This is a genomic window from Spirilliplanes yamanashiensis (genome assembly GCF_016863475.1).
Classification (GTDB): Bacteria; Actinomycetota; Actinomycetes; order Mycobacteriales; family Micromonosporaceae; genus Spirilliplanes; species Spirilliplanes yamanashiensis.
This window is the reverse complement of the sequence record NZ_BOOY01000029.1, coordinates 147,508-162,073: the sequence shown is the minus strand read 5'-3', so window position 1 is coordinate 162,073 and position 14,566 is coordinate 147,508. Positions and strand designations below refer to the sequence as shown.

The 14,566-nt window shown below is 75.9% G+C and carries 12 protein-coding genes; 8 read left to right on the top strand and 4 right to left on the bottom strand.

The features are described 5' to 3' along the window. Window positions 1-2 precede the first annotated feature (2 nt). Complete coding sequence (gene glgC / locus Sya03_RS20720) at window positions 3-1,241, bottom strand: glucose-1-phosphate adenylyltransferase (RefSeq protein WP_203939998.1); 1,239 nt, start codon at window positions 1,239-1,241, stop codon at window positions 3-5. A gap of 70 nt (window positions 1,242-1,311) precedes the next feature. Between glgC and glgA the strand changes: the two genes are divergently transcribed. Further along, window positions 1,312-2,526, top strand: a complete 1,215-nt coding sequence (gene glgA, locus Sya03_RS20715) for a glycogen synthase (RefSeq protein WP_239107716.1) — start codon at window positions 1,312-1,314, stop codon at window positions 2,524-2,526. Between the two features lie 7 nt (window positions 2,527-2,533). Here the strand turns inward: glgA and Sya03_RS20710 are convergent, their stop codons facing one another. Next, a complete protein-coding gene (locus Sya03_RS20710; RefSeq protein ID WP_203940052.1) occupies window positions 2,534-3,472 on the bottom strand; it encodes an NAD(P)/FAD-dependent oxidoreductase in 939 nt (312 codons plus the stop codon). A gap of 62 nt (window positions 3,473-3,534) precedes the next feature. On the opposite strand from Sya03_RS20710, the gene Sya03_RS20705 reads away from it, so the two are divergent. Then, a complete protein-coding gene (locus tag Sya03_RS20705; protein ID WP_203939997.1) occupies window positions 3,535-5,040 on the top strand; it encodes a glycoside hydrolase family 10-like protein in 1,506 nt (501 codons plus the stop codon). On the opposite strand, the gene Sya03_RS20700 is transcribed toward Sya03_RS20705, so the two are convergent. Both Sya03_RS20700 and Sya03_RS20695 read right to left on the bottom strand, forming a co-directional pair. Then, complete coding sequence (locus tag Sya03_RS20700) at window positions 5,030-6,658, bottom strand: ABC-F family ATP-binding cassette domain-containing protein (protein WP_203939996.1); 1,629 nt, start codon at window positions 6,656-6,658, stop codon at window positions 5,030-5,032. The two genes, Sya03_RS20705 and Sya03_RS20700, sit on opposite strands and share 11 nt — an antisense overlap. Before the next feature lie 27 nt (window positions 6,659-6,685). Beyond that, window positions 6,686-7,510: a PhzF family phenazine biosynthesis protein gene (locus Sya03_RS20695; protein WP_203939995.1), complete on the bottom strand. Its 825-nt coding sequence runs from the start codon at window positions 7,508-7,510 to the stop codon at window positions 6,686-6,688. Between the two features lie 126 nt (window positions 7,511-7,636). Between Sya03_RS20695 and Sya03_RS20690 the strand changes: the two genes are divergently transcribed. The 6 genes from Sya03_RS20690 (at window position 7,637) to Sya03_RS20665 (ending at window position 14,403) form a co-directional block, all read left to right on the top strand. Then, window positions 7,637-8,884, top strand: a complete 1,248-nt coding sequence (locus Sya03_RS20690; RefSeq protein WP_203939994.1) for an MFS transporter — start codon at window positions 7,637-7,639, stop codon at window positions 8,882-8,884. Further along, window positions 8,881-10,299: a magnesium chelatase ATPase subunit I gene (locus Sya03_RS20685; RefSeq protein ID WP_203939993.1), complete on the top strand. Its 1,419-nt coding sequence runs from the start codon at window positions 8,881-8,883 to the stop codon at window positions 10,297-10,299. The genes Sya03_RS20690 and Sya03_RS20685 overlap by 4 nt, the downstream gene beginning before the upstream one ends. A 5-nt stretch (window positions 10,300-10,304) precedes the next feature. Next, window positions 10,305-12,251 (top strand): vWA domain-containing protein, encoded by a 1,947-nt coding sequence (locus Sya03_RS20680; RefSeq protein WP_203939992.1) that lies wholly within the window; start codon window positions 10,305-10,307, stop codon window positions 12,249-12,251. Between the two features lie 201 nt (window positions 12,252-12,452). Further along, entirely contained in the window at window positions 12,453-13,187 is a 735-nt protein-coding gene (clsA, locus tag Sya03_RS20675; RefSeq protein WP_203939991.1) for a cardiolipin synthase ClsA, read from the top strand. After that, complete coding sequence (locus tag Sya03_RS20670; protein WP_203939990.1) at window positions 13,184-14,074, top strand: DUF881 domain-containing protein; 891 nt, start codon at window positions 13,184-13,186, stop codon at window positions 14,072-14,074. Before clsA ends, Sya03_RS20670 begins: the two co-directional genes overlap by 4 nt. Next, entirely contained in the window at window positions 14,071-14,403 is a 333-nt protein-coding gene (locus tag Sya03_RS20665; protein ID WP_203939989.1) for a small basic family protein, read from the top strand. Before Sya03_RS20670 ends, Sya03_RS20665 begins: the two co-directional genes overlap by 4 nt. Window positions 14,404-14,566 lie beyond the last annotated feature (163 nt).

Sequence of the window (14,566 nt, the reverse complement as noted above, 5' to 3'; positions counted from 1 at the left end):
GGCTACTCGTCCGGGTCGATGCGGTGGTTCTTGCCGATGACCACGATGCCGGCGTCGGAGACCGTGAAGCGCTTGCGGTCGCGCTCCAGGTCGACGCCGATCTCCATGCCCGGCGGGATCACCACGTTCTTGTCGATGATCGCGTTGCGGATGATCGCGTTGCGGCCCACGTCGACGCCGTCCATCAGCACCGAGCCCTCGACGTGCGCCCACGAGTTGATGCGGGTGCGCGGCGACACCACGGAGCGCTCCACCAGGGCGCCGGACACCACGACCCCGGGCGAGATCATCGAGTCGACGGCGCGGCCCTGGCGGCCCTCGTAGCCGTGCACGAACTTGGCCGGCGGCCACGAGCCGTAGTTGGTGTAGATCGGCCACTCGTGGTTGTAGAGGTTGAACACCGGCAGCGTCGAGATGAGATCCATGTGGGCCTCGTAGAACGAGTCGAGCGTCCCCACGTCGCGCCAGTAGCCGCGGTCGCGCTCGGTGCTGCCCGGCACCTCGTTGTCGCGGAAGTCGTAGACGTTCGCCTCGCCCTTCTCCACGAGCATCGGGATGATGTTGCCGCCCATGTCGTGCTTGCTGTCCGGGTCGGCCGCGTCGCGGCTGACCGCCTCGCACAGCGCGCGGGTGCTGAACACGTAGTTGCCCATCGAGGCGAAGATCTCGTCCGGGGCGTCGGGCAGCCCCTCGGTCTCCTTCGGCTTCTCGCGGAACGCCGAGATGCGCCGGCCGTCGGCGCCGACCTCGATGACGCCGAACTGGTCGGCCATGCTCTTGGGCTGGCGGATGCCCGCCACCGTCACCGACGCGCCGGAGGCGATGTGGTCCTGCACCATCTGCTGCGGGTTCATGCGGTAGATGTGGTCCGCGCCGAAGACGATGACGTAGTCGGGCGCCTCGTCGTTGATGAGGTTGAGGCTCTGGTAGATCGCGTCGGCCGAGCCGGCGAACCAGCGCGGGCCCAGCCGCTGCTGCGCCGGCACCGGGGTCACGTAGTTGCCCAGCAGCGTCGACATGCGCCACGTCTTGCTGATGTGCCGGTCGAGCGAGTGCGACTTGTACTGCGTCAGCACCACGATCTTCAGGTACCCGCCGTTGGCGAGATTCGACAGTACGAAGTCGATGAGCCGGTAGATGCCGCCGAACGGTACGCCCGGCTTGGCCCGGTCAGCCGTCAGGGGCAACAGGCGCTTGCCTTCCCCACCCGCCAGAACGATCGCTAGCACCTTGACAGCCATGCACAGACGCTAACTTTCCGCGTCGCCGCGCACCAGTCGAACAAGGCACATCAACGATATTCTGCGTGACGTGACCGACTCGAACGCGAAACCCGCGCTGCGCGTGGACCTGCTGACCCGCGAGTACCCGCCGGAGGTCTACGGGGGCGCCGGCGTCCACGTCGAATACCTCGCGCGCGACCTGCGCCGCCTCGCCGACGTGCGGGTGCACTGCTTCGGCGCCCAGCGTAGCGAGCCGGGGGTGACCGCGTACGCCGAACCGGCCGGGCTGGCCGGCGCCAACGCCGCGCTGCGCACGCTCGGCGTCGACCTGGAGATGGCGGCCGGCTGCGAGGGCAGCGCCATCGTGCACAGTCACACCTGGTACGCCAACCTGGCCGGGCACACCGCCAAGCTGCTGCACGGCGTCCCGCACGTCGTCACCACGCACAGCCTGGAGCCGCTGCGGCCGTGGAAGGCCGAGCAGCTCGGCGGCGGGTACGCGCTGTCGTCGTGGGCCGAGCGCACCGCCATCGAGGCCGCCGACGCGGTCGTGGCGGTGTCCGCCGGCATGAAGCGCGACGTGCTCGCCGCGTACCCGTCGGTCGACCCCGGCAAGGTCCGGGTGGTGCACAACGGCATCGACACCGAGCAGTACGCCCCGGACCACGGCACCGACGTGATCGAGCGGCTGGGCATCGACCTGAACCGGCCCAGCGTCGTGTTCGTCGGCCGGATCACCCGGCAGAAGGGCCTGCCGTACCTGCTGCGCGCCTGCCGCGACCTGCCGCCGCAGGCCCAGGTCGTGCTGCTGGCCGGCGCCCCCGACACCCCGGAGATCGCCGCCGAGGTCGAGGGCCTGGCCACCCAGCTGCGCGGGCTGCGCGACGGCGTGATCTGGGTGCAGGAGATGCTGCCCAAGCACGAGGTCGTGCAGGTGCTCACGCACGCCACCGTGTTCGTCTGCCCGTCGGTCTACGAGCCGATGGGCATCGTCAACCTGGAGGCGATGGCCTGCGAGACGGCCGTCGTGGCGACCGCCACCGGCGGCATCCCGGAGGTCGTGGCCGACGGCGAGACGGGCCTGCTGGTGCCCATCGAGCAGGTCACCGACGGCAGCGGCACCCCGGTCGACCCGGACCGCTTCGTCGCCGACCTGGCCGCGCGGCTCACCGAGCTGCTGGAGGACCCGAAGCGCGCCGCGGAGATGGGCCTGGCGGGCCGCCGCCGCGCCATCGAGCACTTCTCGTGGGCGTCCATCGCCGAGCGGACGATGGAGGTCTACCGCTCGCTGCTGCCGCTGTAGAGCGGCCTCACCCGGCGGCGAGCCGGCGCGCCAGCTCGCCGCCGAGGGTGTGCCCGGACAGCCACGCCGTCTGCACGCGGGGCCGGCCGAAGGCGTCGCCGGCCAGCCCGACGAGGGTGTCGTCGAGCAGGTGGCCGCCGTCGCCCGGGTCGGGCTGGGCGTACGTCCAGCGGTGCACGTGCACGAGCTGCGCCGGGGCGCCGAGGCCGAGCAGGTCGCGCACCGCGTCCTCGATGAGCGGGCCCGCGGCGGCCGGGTCGGTCAGGTGGGCGGCGGCGACCGCGCCGGTCGTGTGGGCCACCAGCACCGGGGCGCCGTCGCCGCGGCGGTCGCCGTCGTCGCAGACGGTGGCCAGCACGGGGTGGTCGTTGACGAACGCGCCGGCGAACGGCGCCCAGTCGCGCGCCGGGTAGCGCAGCACGGCCGACAGCACCGGGTGCCAGGTCTGCGCGGCGGCGGCGCCGGCGACCGGGCCGCCCGGCTCCAGCAGGCGGGCGGCCTGGGGGCCGGGCATGGCCAGCACGACGGCGTCGGCCGGTTCGCCGTCCACGACCGGGCCGGGGCCGACGCGGGCCACGGTGTGCCCGAGGCGCACGTCGAGGCCCTGCGCCAGGTCCTCCGCCAGCGAGCGCAGCCCGCCCGGCGCCGCCCAGCGCACCGGGCCGGTGCGGGGCTCGGCGGGCGGGCCGCCCGGGAACGCCAGCATCGTGTCGGTCCACTCGCGGGCCAGCCCGGCGGCGTGCCAGCGCCGCACCACGGCGGCGAACCGCTCGTCGTCGACGGTGAGGTAGGCGGCGCCGATGTCGGCGGGCCGGCCGTCGAACCGCTTGCTGGCCAGCCGCCCGCCGGGCACCCGGCCGCGCTCCAGCACCCGCACCGGCACACCCGCGCCGGCCAGCGCCCGCGCGCACGCCAGCCCGGCCACGCCCGCCCCCACCACGACCACCGTCATGCCCGCCATGATGCCCGGGTGGCCGGTGCTCCACCCGGACGGAGCACACTGGTCCGATGCGTGCGTCGATCGGTCCGGTCCGGCTGGTGCCGCTGATCGTGCTGGCGCTGGTCGCGGCGGCCACCATCGGCGGCGGCGCCTGGCGCTGGTCCGGGCGCGCCCCGGCCCCCAGCCCGGCCGCCGCGCCGGGCGGCGGCTGCGCCGCCCCGGCCACGCCCCGCCAGCTGCGCGGCATGTGGCTCACCACCGTCAACAACATCGACTTCCCCAGCCGGCCGGGGCTGAGCGCCGCCGCGGTGCAGGCCGAGTACCGCCGGTGGCTGGACCTGGCGCAGGCGCAGCGGCACAACGCGATCTTCGTGCACGTGCGGCCCAGCGGCGACGCGCTGTGGCCGTCGACGTTCGCCCCGTGGTCGGAGTGGCTGACCGGGCGGCGCGACAACCGCGACCCCGGCTGGGACCCGCTCCGGTTCATGATCGACGAGGCGCACGCCCGGAACCTGCAGTTCCACGCCTGGTTCAACCCGTACCGGGGCAGCCAGCCCGCCCCCGCCGGGGCCGGGGCGTCGATCGCCGCGCTGGCGCCCGGCCACCCCCTCAAGGCGCACCCGGAGTGGGCCGTCGTGCACCCGAAGGGCAAGACCGGGCGCCTGTACTTCGACCCGGGGCAGCCCGCGGCGCGCCGGTTCGTCGAGGACTCGATCCTCGACGCGGTCACCCGCTACGACCTCGACGGGGTGCACTTCGACGACTTCTTCTACCCGTACCCGAAGGCGGGGGAGGACTTCGGTGACGACGCCTCGTTCGCCGCGCACGGCGGCGGCCTGAGCCGGGCCGACTGGCGGCGCGCCAACGTGAACACGTTCGTCCGGGAGACCGGCGAGCGGATCCGCGCCGTCAAGCCGTGGGTGCAGTACGGCATCAGCCCGTTCGGCATCTGGCGCAACACGTCCACCGACCCGGAGGGCTCCGCCACCCGCGGCCTGCAGAGCCACGACGCCATCTACGCCGACACCCGCGCCTGGGTGCGCGAGCGCTGGCTCGACTACGTGGTGCCACAGCTGTACTGGCACATCGGCTTCGACGTGGCCGACTATGCCACCCTGCTGCGCTGGTGGACGTCGACCGTCGAGGGCACCGGCGTGAAGCTCTACATCGGCCAGGCGGACTACCGGGTCGGCGAGAAGGGCCCGTGGAGCGAGCCGGACCAGCTCACCCGCCAGCTCGCCCTCAACCGCGAGCTGGGCGCCGAGGGCAGCGTGCACTTCAGCGCCAAGCAGATCCGCGCGGACCGGCTCGGCGCGGTCACCCGCTACCGCGACGCCCACTACGCGGCGCCGGCCCTGCCGCCGGTGCCCGCCCGGCTGGTGGCGCCGCCGGCCGCCCCGCCGCGTCTGACCGGCGCCACGCTGGCCGCCCCGGCGCCGTGGGCCGCCTACGACGCCCGCGGGACGCTGGTGGCCACCGGCCGCGGCACGGCCGTCGACGCCCCCGGCGCGGCCTGCGTCCGGGTGCTCGACCGCGGCGGCAACGAGAGCGCGGCGGCCCCGCTCACCCCGTGACGGCCCCGTCGGCCACCATCAGGTGCCGGGTGGTGTGCACCGCGTCGAGCATCCGCCGGTCGTGGGTGACCAGCAGCAGCGTGCCCGGGTAGTCGGCCAGCGCGCCCTCCAGCTGCTCGATGGCCGCCAGGTCGAGGTGGTTGGTGGGCTCGTCGAGCACCAGCAGGTTGACCCCGCGCGCCTGCAGCAGCGCCAGCGCGGCGCGGGTGCGCTCGCCCGGCGACAGCGACGCCGCCGGGCGCAGCACGTGCGCCGCGCGCAGGCCGAACTTCGCCAGCAGGGTGCGCACCTCGGCGTCCGGCCACTGCGGCACGGCGTCGCCGAACGCCCGGGCCAGGGTCTCCGGGCCGCCGAACAGCCCGCGCGCCTGGTCGACCTCGCCGACGACCACGCCCGGCCCCAGCGCCGCCGAGCCCGACTCCAGCGGCACCCGGCCGAGCAGGGCCCCGAGCAGGGTGGACTTGCCCGCGCCGTTGGCGCCGGTGATGGCGACCCGGTCGCCCCAGTCGATCTGCAGGTGCACCGGCCCCAGCGTGAACGCGCCGCGGCGCACCACCGCGTCGCGCAGCGTCGCCACGACCGCCCCGGCGCGCGGGGCGGCGGCGATCTCCATCCGCAGCTCCCACTCCTTGCGGGGCTCCTCGACGACCTCCAGCCGCTCGATCATCCGGTCGGTCTGGCGCGCCTTCGCCGCCTGCTTCTCGCTGGTCTGCCCGCGGAACGCCTTGACGTGCTTGTCGTTGTCGGTGGCCTTGCGGCGGGCGTTGCGCACGCCCTTCTCCATCCAGGCGCGCTGGGTGCGGCCCCGCTCGAGCAGCGACTCCTTGCGGTCGGCGTACTCCTCGAACTCCTCGCGGGCGTGCCGGCGGGCCCGTTCCCGCTCCTCCAGGTAGGCGTCGTAGCCGCCGCCGTACAGGTTGACCTGCTGCTGGGCCAGGTCGAGCTCCAGCACCCGGGTGACCGTGCGGGCCAGGAACTCGCGGTCGTGGCTGACCACCACGGCGCCCGCGCGCAGCCCGCCGACGAAGCCCTCCAGCAGCTCCAGCCCGGCCAGGTCGAGGTCGTTGGTGGGCTCGTCGAGCAGCACCACGTCGTAGCGGCTCAGCAGCAGCGACGCCAGCCCGGCCCGGGCGGCCTGGCCGCCGGACAGCGCGGTCATCGCCCGGTCCAGCGGCAGCCGCAGCTCGGCCGCGACCGGCTCCGCGCGCTCGTCCAGGTCGGCGCCGCCCAGGTGCAGCCAGCGCTCCAGGGCCGCGCCGTAGGCGTCGTCGGCGCCGGGCACCCCGCGGGCCAGCTCGTCGGCGGCGGCGTCCATCGCGGCCTGGGCCTCGCCGACGCCGGTGCGCCGGGCCAGGAAGTCGCGCACCGACTCGCCGGCGCGCCGCTCGCGCTCCTGCGGCAGGTAGCCGACGGCCGCGGTGGGCGGGCTCAGCGCCACCGTGCCCGCCTCGACCGGGACCAGCCCGGCCAGGGTGCGCAGCAGCGTGGTCTTGCCCGCGCCGTTGACGCCGACGAGGCCGACCACGTCGCCGGGCGCGACGACGAGGTCGAGGTTGCTGAACAGGATGCGGTCCCCGTGCCCGGCGGCCAGGTCCTTGGCGATCATCGTGGCGCTCATGGCGCCCCCGATGCTATGCGGCCGGGGTCAGCCGATCGGCACCGCGTCGCCCCCGACGCGCACCCCGGGCTCGCCGGGGACCAGCCGGACGGTCAGCAGCCCCGGCCGGCCCAGGTCCGCGCCCTGGTGCACGGTCACCGTGGCGTCGTCGCCGACCAGGCCCAGCTCGCGCAGGTAGCCGCCCAGCGCCGCCGCCGCGGCCCCCGTCGCCGGGTCCTCGTAGACGCCGCCGACCGGGAACGGGTCGCGGGCGTGGAACACCGTCGCCGACTCGCGGTGCACCAGCTGGATCGTCGTCCAGCCGCGCGCGGTCATCAGCGCGGTCAGCGCCGGCACGTCGTAGTCCAGGTCCGCGAGCCGCTCGCGGGTCCGCACGGCCAGCACCGGGTGGTACGCCCCCGCGTACGCCACCCGCGGCGGCAGCGCCGGGTCCAGGTCGGCGGCGTCCCAGCGCAGCGCCGCCAGCAGCGCGTCCAGGTCGTCCAGCGGCGCCACCGACGGCGGCACGCTGACCAGGGTGGCGCGCAGCGCCGCGTCGACGTCCACGGCCACCGCGCCCGCGTTGGTGGCGAACGTGAACCGGCCCGGGCCGTGCCGCTCGCCCAGCGCGACCGCGGTGGCGATGGTGGCGTGCCCGCAGAACGGCACCTCGGCCACCGGCGCGAAGTACCGGGCCCGGTAGGCGCGGTCCGCCCCGCCCGGGGTCAGGAACGCCGTCTCGGAGTAGCCGACCCGCGCGGCGATCGCCAGCATCGCGGCGTCGTCCAGCCCGGCGGCGTCGAGCACCACCCCGGCCGGGTTGCCGCCCGCCGGGTCGGTCGTGAACGCGGCATAGCGCAGCACCTCAGTCATGCCGGCCAGCCTGCCGCCCCCGGCGGCGCCCGGCCAGAGCCGATCCGGCGTTCGTGGCCGTGCCCGGCGTCACCCCGTCCCTTAGCGTGGTGCCATGACCGACGGTCGTCGATCTCTGCACGCCGCGTGACGGCCCGCCGCCGGCCGCTCCTCGGGCTGCTCGCCGGGCACGGCGTGTCGCTCACCGGCAGCATGGTCACCTTCGTCGCGCTGCCCCTGCACGTCCTCGACACCACCGACTCCGCGGCGCGCACCGGCCTGGTCGCGGCGGTCGCCACCGCCCCGGTGGTGCTCGCCGGGGCGTTCGGCGGCCCGCTGGTCGACCGGGCCGGGCACCGCGCCGCCAGTGTCGCCGCCGACGTCGCCGGCGCCGCCACCATCGCCACCGTGCCGCTGCTGCACGCCGCCGGCCGGCTGCCGCTGGCCGCCCTGCTGGGCCTCGTCTTCCTGGCCGGGCTCCTCGACACCCTCGGGCGCACCGCCCGGTCGGCACTGCTGCCCGAGATGGCGCAGCGCTCCGGCGCCGGCCTGGCCCGCGCCGCCGGGCTGTTCGAGGCCACCGAGCGCGGCGCCCGGCTCGTCGGCGCCCCGCTGGCCGGGCTCGTCGTCGCCGCCGCACACGAGGCCCTGCCGGTGCTGTGGGTGCACGCCGCCGGCTGCCTCGCCGCGGCGATCGTCGTCACGGCGCACGTGCCCCCGCCCGGCCGGGCCCCGCCGGTGGACCCCGCCGGCTACTGGACCGGCCTGCGCGCCGGGATCCGCTACCTGCGCCGCGAGCCGCTGCTGCGGGCGCTGGTCACCCTCGTGCTCGGCGCCAACTTCCTGGACGCCGCGTACGCCCTGGTGCTGCTGCCCGTCGTCGCGGTCGACCGGCTGCCCGGCGGGGCGCTCGCGCTGGGCCTGCTCACCGGCGCGATGGGCGGCGGCGCGCTGGCCGGCTCGCTCGTCTACGGCGCGATCGGCCACCGGCTGCCCCGGCGCGCCACGTTCGTCGCCGCGTACGCCCTGGCCGGCGGCCCGCCCCTGTACGCGCTCGCCGCCGGGCTGCCGATGCCGCTGCTGGTGGGCGTCACCGCCGTCGCCGCCCTCGCCGCCGGGTTCATCATGCCGATCATCGCCACCCTGCGGCTGGAGCGGGTGCCGCCCGACCTGCGGGCCCGCGTCTACGGGGTCAGCAACGCGGCGTTCTGGGCGGCGATCCCGCTCGGCGCGGTCGTGGCCGGGCTCGCCGTCGGCGGCGTCGGCGACACCGCCGCCCTGGTCGCCGTCGGCACCGCGTACTTCCTCGTCGCCCTGGTGCCGCTGGCCGGTGGCCCCTTCCGGGGCATGGACCCGGCCGACGGCCGCGGACCCGAGGTAGCGTCGATCAGGTGACAGAAGCCCCGTTCGCCCCGGCTGTCCCCGACGACCTGCCCCGCACCCTCGGCGCCCTGCGCGCCACCGGGCACTCCTACCGCACCGTCAAGCAGGAGCTGCGCGACAACCTGCTCGACCGGCTGCGCACCGGCGCCCCCCGGTTCCCCGGCATCGTCGGCTACGACGACACCGTGCTGCCCGAGGTCGAGCGGGCCATCCTGGCCGGCCACGACCTCGTCCTGCTCGGCGAGCGCGGCCAGGGCAAGACCCGGCTGCTGCGCGGCCTGGTCGACCTGCTCGACGAGTGGACGCCCGTCATCGCCGGCTCCGAGCTGCACGAGCACCCGTACCACCCGCTCACCCCCGCCCAGCGCCGCCGCGCGGCCGAGCTCGGCGACGACCTGCCGGTCGGCTGGCTGCACCGCTCCGAGCGCTACGGCGAGAAGCTCGCCACCCCCGACACCAGCGTCGGCGACCTCATCGGCGACGTCGACCCGATCAAGGTGGCCGAGGGCCGCGCCCTGGGCGACCCCGAGACCATCCACTTCGGGCTGGTGCCGCGCACCAACCGCGGCGTGTTCGCCGTCAACGAGCTGCCCGACCTCGCCGAGCGCATCCAGGTCGCCCTGCTGAACGTGCTGGAGGAGCGCGACATCCAGGTCCGTGGCTACCAGCTGCGCCTGCCGCTCGACCTGTTCCTCGTCGCGTCGGCCAACCCCGAGGACTACACCAACCGCGGCCGCATCATCACGCCGCTGAAGGACCGCTTCGGCGCCGAGGTGCGCACCCACTACCCGCTCGACATCGCGCTCGAGGCCGACCTGGTCACCCAGGAGGCCGACCTGGTCGCCGAGGTCCCCGGCCACCTCGTCGAGCTGCTCGCCCGCTGGACCCGCGCCGTGCGCGACTCGCCCGCCGTCGACGCCCGCTCCGGCGTCAGCGCCCGGTTCGCCATCGCCGCCGCCGAGACCGTCGCCGCGTCCGCGCTGCGCCGGGCCGGGCTGCGCGGCGAGCGCGACGCCGTCGCCCGCGTCTGCGACACCGTCAGCGTCACCTCCACCCTGCGCGGCAAGGTCGAGTTCGACGCCGGCGAGGAGGGCCGCGAGGTCGAGGTTCTCGCCCACCTGCTGCGCGTCGCCACCGCGGAGACGTTCCGGGCCCGGCTCGGCGGCGTCGACCTGTCCGGCTTCACCGACCTCGTCGCCGAGGGCACCATTATCGAGACCGGCGACCTGGTCTCCGCCGAGGAGCTGCTCGCCCAGCTCGGCACCGTGCCCGGCCTGGCGAAGGTCCTCGACCGGCTCGGCCTCGGCGACGCCCCCAGCCCCGGCCAGGCCGCCGCCGGCGTCGAGTTCGCCCTGGAGGGCCTGCACCTGTCCCGGCGGCTGGCCAAGGAGCTCACCGACGACGGCCGCACCATCTACGGGAGCTGACCGGCGTGCCGGGCAACCGATTCCGCTACGGGGCCTGGAACGACGGCCCCGACCCGCTCGCCCCGCCGTACGACGTGCGCGCCGCCGTCGACGAGGTCGGCGAGCGGGTGCTGGCCGGCGACAGCCTCCGCGACGCCCTGCGCGACCTGCTGCGGCAGGGCCCGCGCGCCGGGCGCGGCCTGGAGGACCTGCTCGCCAAGGCGCGCCGGATGCGCCGGGAGGCGGCCCGCCGCGGCAACCTCGACGGCGCCGTCACCCGCGCGCAGGCGCTGCTCGACCAGGCGCTCGCCGCCGAGCGCGACGAGCTGCGCGGCCGCGACACCGACGCCGCCCGGTTCGCCGAGGCGCAGCTCGACAACCTGCCCCGGTCCACCTCCCGGGCCGTGCAGGAGCTGCAGGACTACGACTGGGCCAGCGACGAGGCGCGGCAGGCGTACCAGCAGATCCTCGACGGGCTGCGCAACGACGTCGTCGAGCAGCGGTTCGCGGGCCTCAAGCAGGCCCTGCAGGGCCGCGACCCGGCCACCGACGCCGCGCTGGCCGCCATGCTCGACGACCTCAACGACCTGCTCGCCCGGCACGCCCGCGGCGAGGACACCGGCGACGCGTTCCGCGAGTTCATGCAGCGGCACGGGCAGTTCTTCCCGGAGAATCCGCAGACCGTCGAGGAACTCGTCGACGAGCTGGCCCGCCGCGCCGCCGCCGCCGAGCGGCTGATGCGCTCGCTCAGCCCCCAGCAGCAGGAGGAGCTGGCGAACCTCATGCGCCAGGCCCTCGGCCCCGAGATGGCGGCCCGGCTCGGCGAGCTGACCGACAACCTGCGCGCGCTGCGCCCCGACCTCAACTGGCAGCGCGGCGAACGGGTCCGCGGCCAGGGCGACCTCGGCTACGGCGAGGCCGCCGGCGCCCTCGGCGAGCTGGCCGACCTCGACGAGCTGATCGAGCAGCTCGGCCAGGAACACCCCGGCGCCACCCTCGACGACGTCGACGTGGAGGCCGTCGAGCGCCAGCTCGGCCGGGGCGCCGCCGACGACCTGCGCCGGCTGCGCGAGCTGGAGCGCGAGCTGCGCCGCCAGGGCTGGCTCCAGCGCGGCTCCGACGGCCTGCGGCTGAGCCCGAAGGCGCTGCGCCGGCTCGGCGGCACCGCCCTGCGGCAGATCTTCGCCTCCCTCGACGGGCGCCGCCAGGGCCAGCACGAGCTGCGCGACGCCGGCGCCGCCGGGGAGCTGACCGGCGCGTCCCGGCGCTGGGCCTTCGGCGACGCCCAGCCGCTGGACGTGGTGCGCACCGTCGGCAACGCGGTGCGCCGCGGCTCGTCCGGGGTGCCCGTGCGGCTGGCGGTCGAGGACTTCGAGGTCGCCGAGACCGAGCGGCGCACCACCGCCGCGGTGGCGCTGTGCGTCGACCTGTCGTACTCGATGTTCGCCGACGGCCGGTGGGGCCCGATGAAGCAGACCACCCTGGCCCTGGCGCACCTCATGCGCACCCGGTTCCCGCAGGACGCGCTGCAGATCATCGGCTTCGGCCGGTACGCGCTGCCGCTCACCGAGGGGGAGCTGGCCGCCGTCGAGGCCGACATGATCCAGGGCACCAACCTGCAGCACGCCCTGAAGCTGGCCGGCCGGCACGTGCGCCGCCACCCGGCCGCCGAGCCGGTGGTGCTGGTCGTCACCGACGGCGAGCCCACCGCCCACCTGGAGGACGACGGCGAGGCCACGTTCCACTGGCCGACCACCCCGCACACCCTGCGGGTCACCCTCGCCGAGGTCGACCAGCTCGCCCGGTACGGCGCCACGCTGAACCTGTTCATGCTCGGCGAGGACGACGGGCTGCGCCGGTTCGTCGACGCCGTCGCCCGGCGCAGCGGCGGCCGCGTCTTCAGCCCGGACGCCGCCGACCTCGGCCGCTACGTCGTCGACGACTACGTCCGCGCCCGCCGGGGCCGCCGCTGACGGCCCCGCCCCCGCCCGACCGGCGTTGTCCTAGGACGGTCCACGGGGTGTGACGCCGGTGGCGGTCCGGCCACCGGAACGAGGGACCTCGTTATAGTGGCTGCGCGAGAGATCCGGCCGGGCCGATCGCCGGGGACCCGAGATTCCCGCGCGGCTTCCGGGCGCCGGGCCGCGTTCGGCCCGCGGGGGAGGGGAGTGGCGATGACGCACCCGTCCGCGCCCGTACCCGCCGACCGCCCCGCCCCGGCCGCCCCTCCGTCGGCGCCCCCGGCTGTGCCCCCGGCCGCGCCCCTGCCGGCCGTGCCGGCCGACGGCGAGGCGCCGCCCGCGGCCGTCATCCCGTCCGGCGCCGAGCGCCGGATCTGGACCGTGCCCAACCTCATCAGCTTCGCCCGGCTGCTCGGCGTGCCGCTGTTCCTGTGGCTGCTGCTGGGCGTCGAGGCCGACGTCGCCGCCCTCGTCGTGCTCGCTGTCGGCGGCACCTCCGACTGGATCGACGGATACGTGGCCCGCCGGCTCGGCCAGGTCAGCCGCCTCGGCGAGCTGCTCGACCCCGCCGCCGACCGGCTGTACATCCTCGCCACGCTCGTCGCGTTCACCGTGCGCGAGGTCGTCCCCTGGCAGTTCACCGCCGCCCTGCTCGCCCGCGAGGCCGTCATGGCGATCTGCCTGCTCGTGCTGCGCCGCCGCGGCCACGGCCCGCCGCCGGTGCACTACGTCGGCAAGACCGCCACCTTCCTGCTGCTCGCCGCGTTCCCGGTGCTGCTGCTCGCGCACGCCGTGCCGGGCGCCCGCGACGTCGCCGGCGCCATCGGGTGGGGCCTCGGCTGGTGGGGGCTGGTGCTGTACTGGGTGGCCGCCGCGCTCTACCTCGCCCAGGCCGCCGCGCTGCTGCGCCACCCGGCCCGCACGCCGGCGGAGGCCACGGCGCGATGACCGAGCAGGGCCCCGGCCGGCGCTTCGCCCCGGACTTCCTCACCGAGCTGTTCCGCAACCCCCTCGACCCCGGGTACGCCGACGCCGCCGCCCGCCGCGCCGAGGGCTACCGGCGGCCGCCGCGCACCCGGGCCGCCCTGCGCGGCACCACCCTCGCCGTGCTCACCCTGCTCGGGTTCCTGTTCGTCGTCGCGTACAAGCAGACCCTCGCCGACCAGCCGCAGCGCTCCGCCACCCGCGCCGCCCTCGTCGAACAGGTCCAGGGCCAGCGCACCAACACCGACGCCCTGCAGGCCCGCGCCGACCAGCTCCGCGGCGAGGTCGCCGACCTGCGCGAACGCGAACTCGACAGCGCCGAGGCCGCCCGCCTGCGCACCCTCGAGGGCGCCGCCGGGCTGTCCCGCGTCCGCGGCGACGGCGTCACCGTCACCGTCGGCGACGGGCGGCCCACCATCAGCCCGCAGACCGGCCAGCAGACCGACGACGGGCGCGTGCGCGACTTCGAACTGCAGCAGATCGTCAACGCCCTGTGGGCCGAGGGCGCCGAGGCCGTCGCCGTGAACGGCCAGCGGCTCACCGCCACGTCCACCATCCGCGAGGCCGGCGAGGCCATCCTCGTCGACCGCCGGCCCGTCGCCAGCCCGTACGAGCTCGTCGCCATCGGCCCCGGCGACCTCGCCGAGTCGTTCGAGGCCGGCCGCACCGCCCAGGCGTTCCGGCAGCTCGCCCGCCAGATCGGCATGACCTTCGAGGTCAAGCAGGCCGACGGCGTCACCCTGGCGCCCGCCGCCGAGCCCGAACTGCGCTTCGCCACCCCGTCGCCGGCGCCGTCGCCGGCGGGCGGCAGATCCGCACCGTCCAGCACCCCCTCGGAAGGCGGCCGATGATCGCCGTTATCGCCCTGCTCCTCGGCGTCGCGCTCGGCGTGCTCCTCGACCCGACCGTGCCCGCCGCGATGCAGCCGTACCTGCCGATCGCCGTCATCGCGGCCCTCGACGCCGTGTTCGGCGGTGTGCGCGCCAAGCTCGACGGCATCTTCGACGACAAGCAGTTCGTGATCTCGTTCATCTCGAACGTGCTCGTCGCCGCCGTCATCGTCTACCTGGGCGACCAGCTCGGCGTCGGCAGCCAGCTGTCCACGGGCGTCGTGGTCGTCCTCGGCGTGCGCATCTTCGGCAACGTCGCCGCCATCCGCCGCCACCTCTTCCGGGCCTGACCCATGACCGACGACCGCCGCCCCGACCCCACCCCGGCCGCCGCCGACCCGGACGAGGCCACCACCGTCCTGCGCCCGGCCCCGGCCGGCCCCGACGACGAGGTGACGACGGCGCTGCCGATCGGCGAGCGCACCGTGCGACTCACGGCGGCCCCCGCCCCGG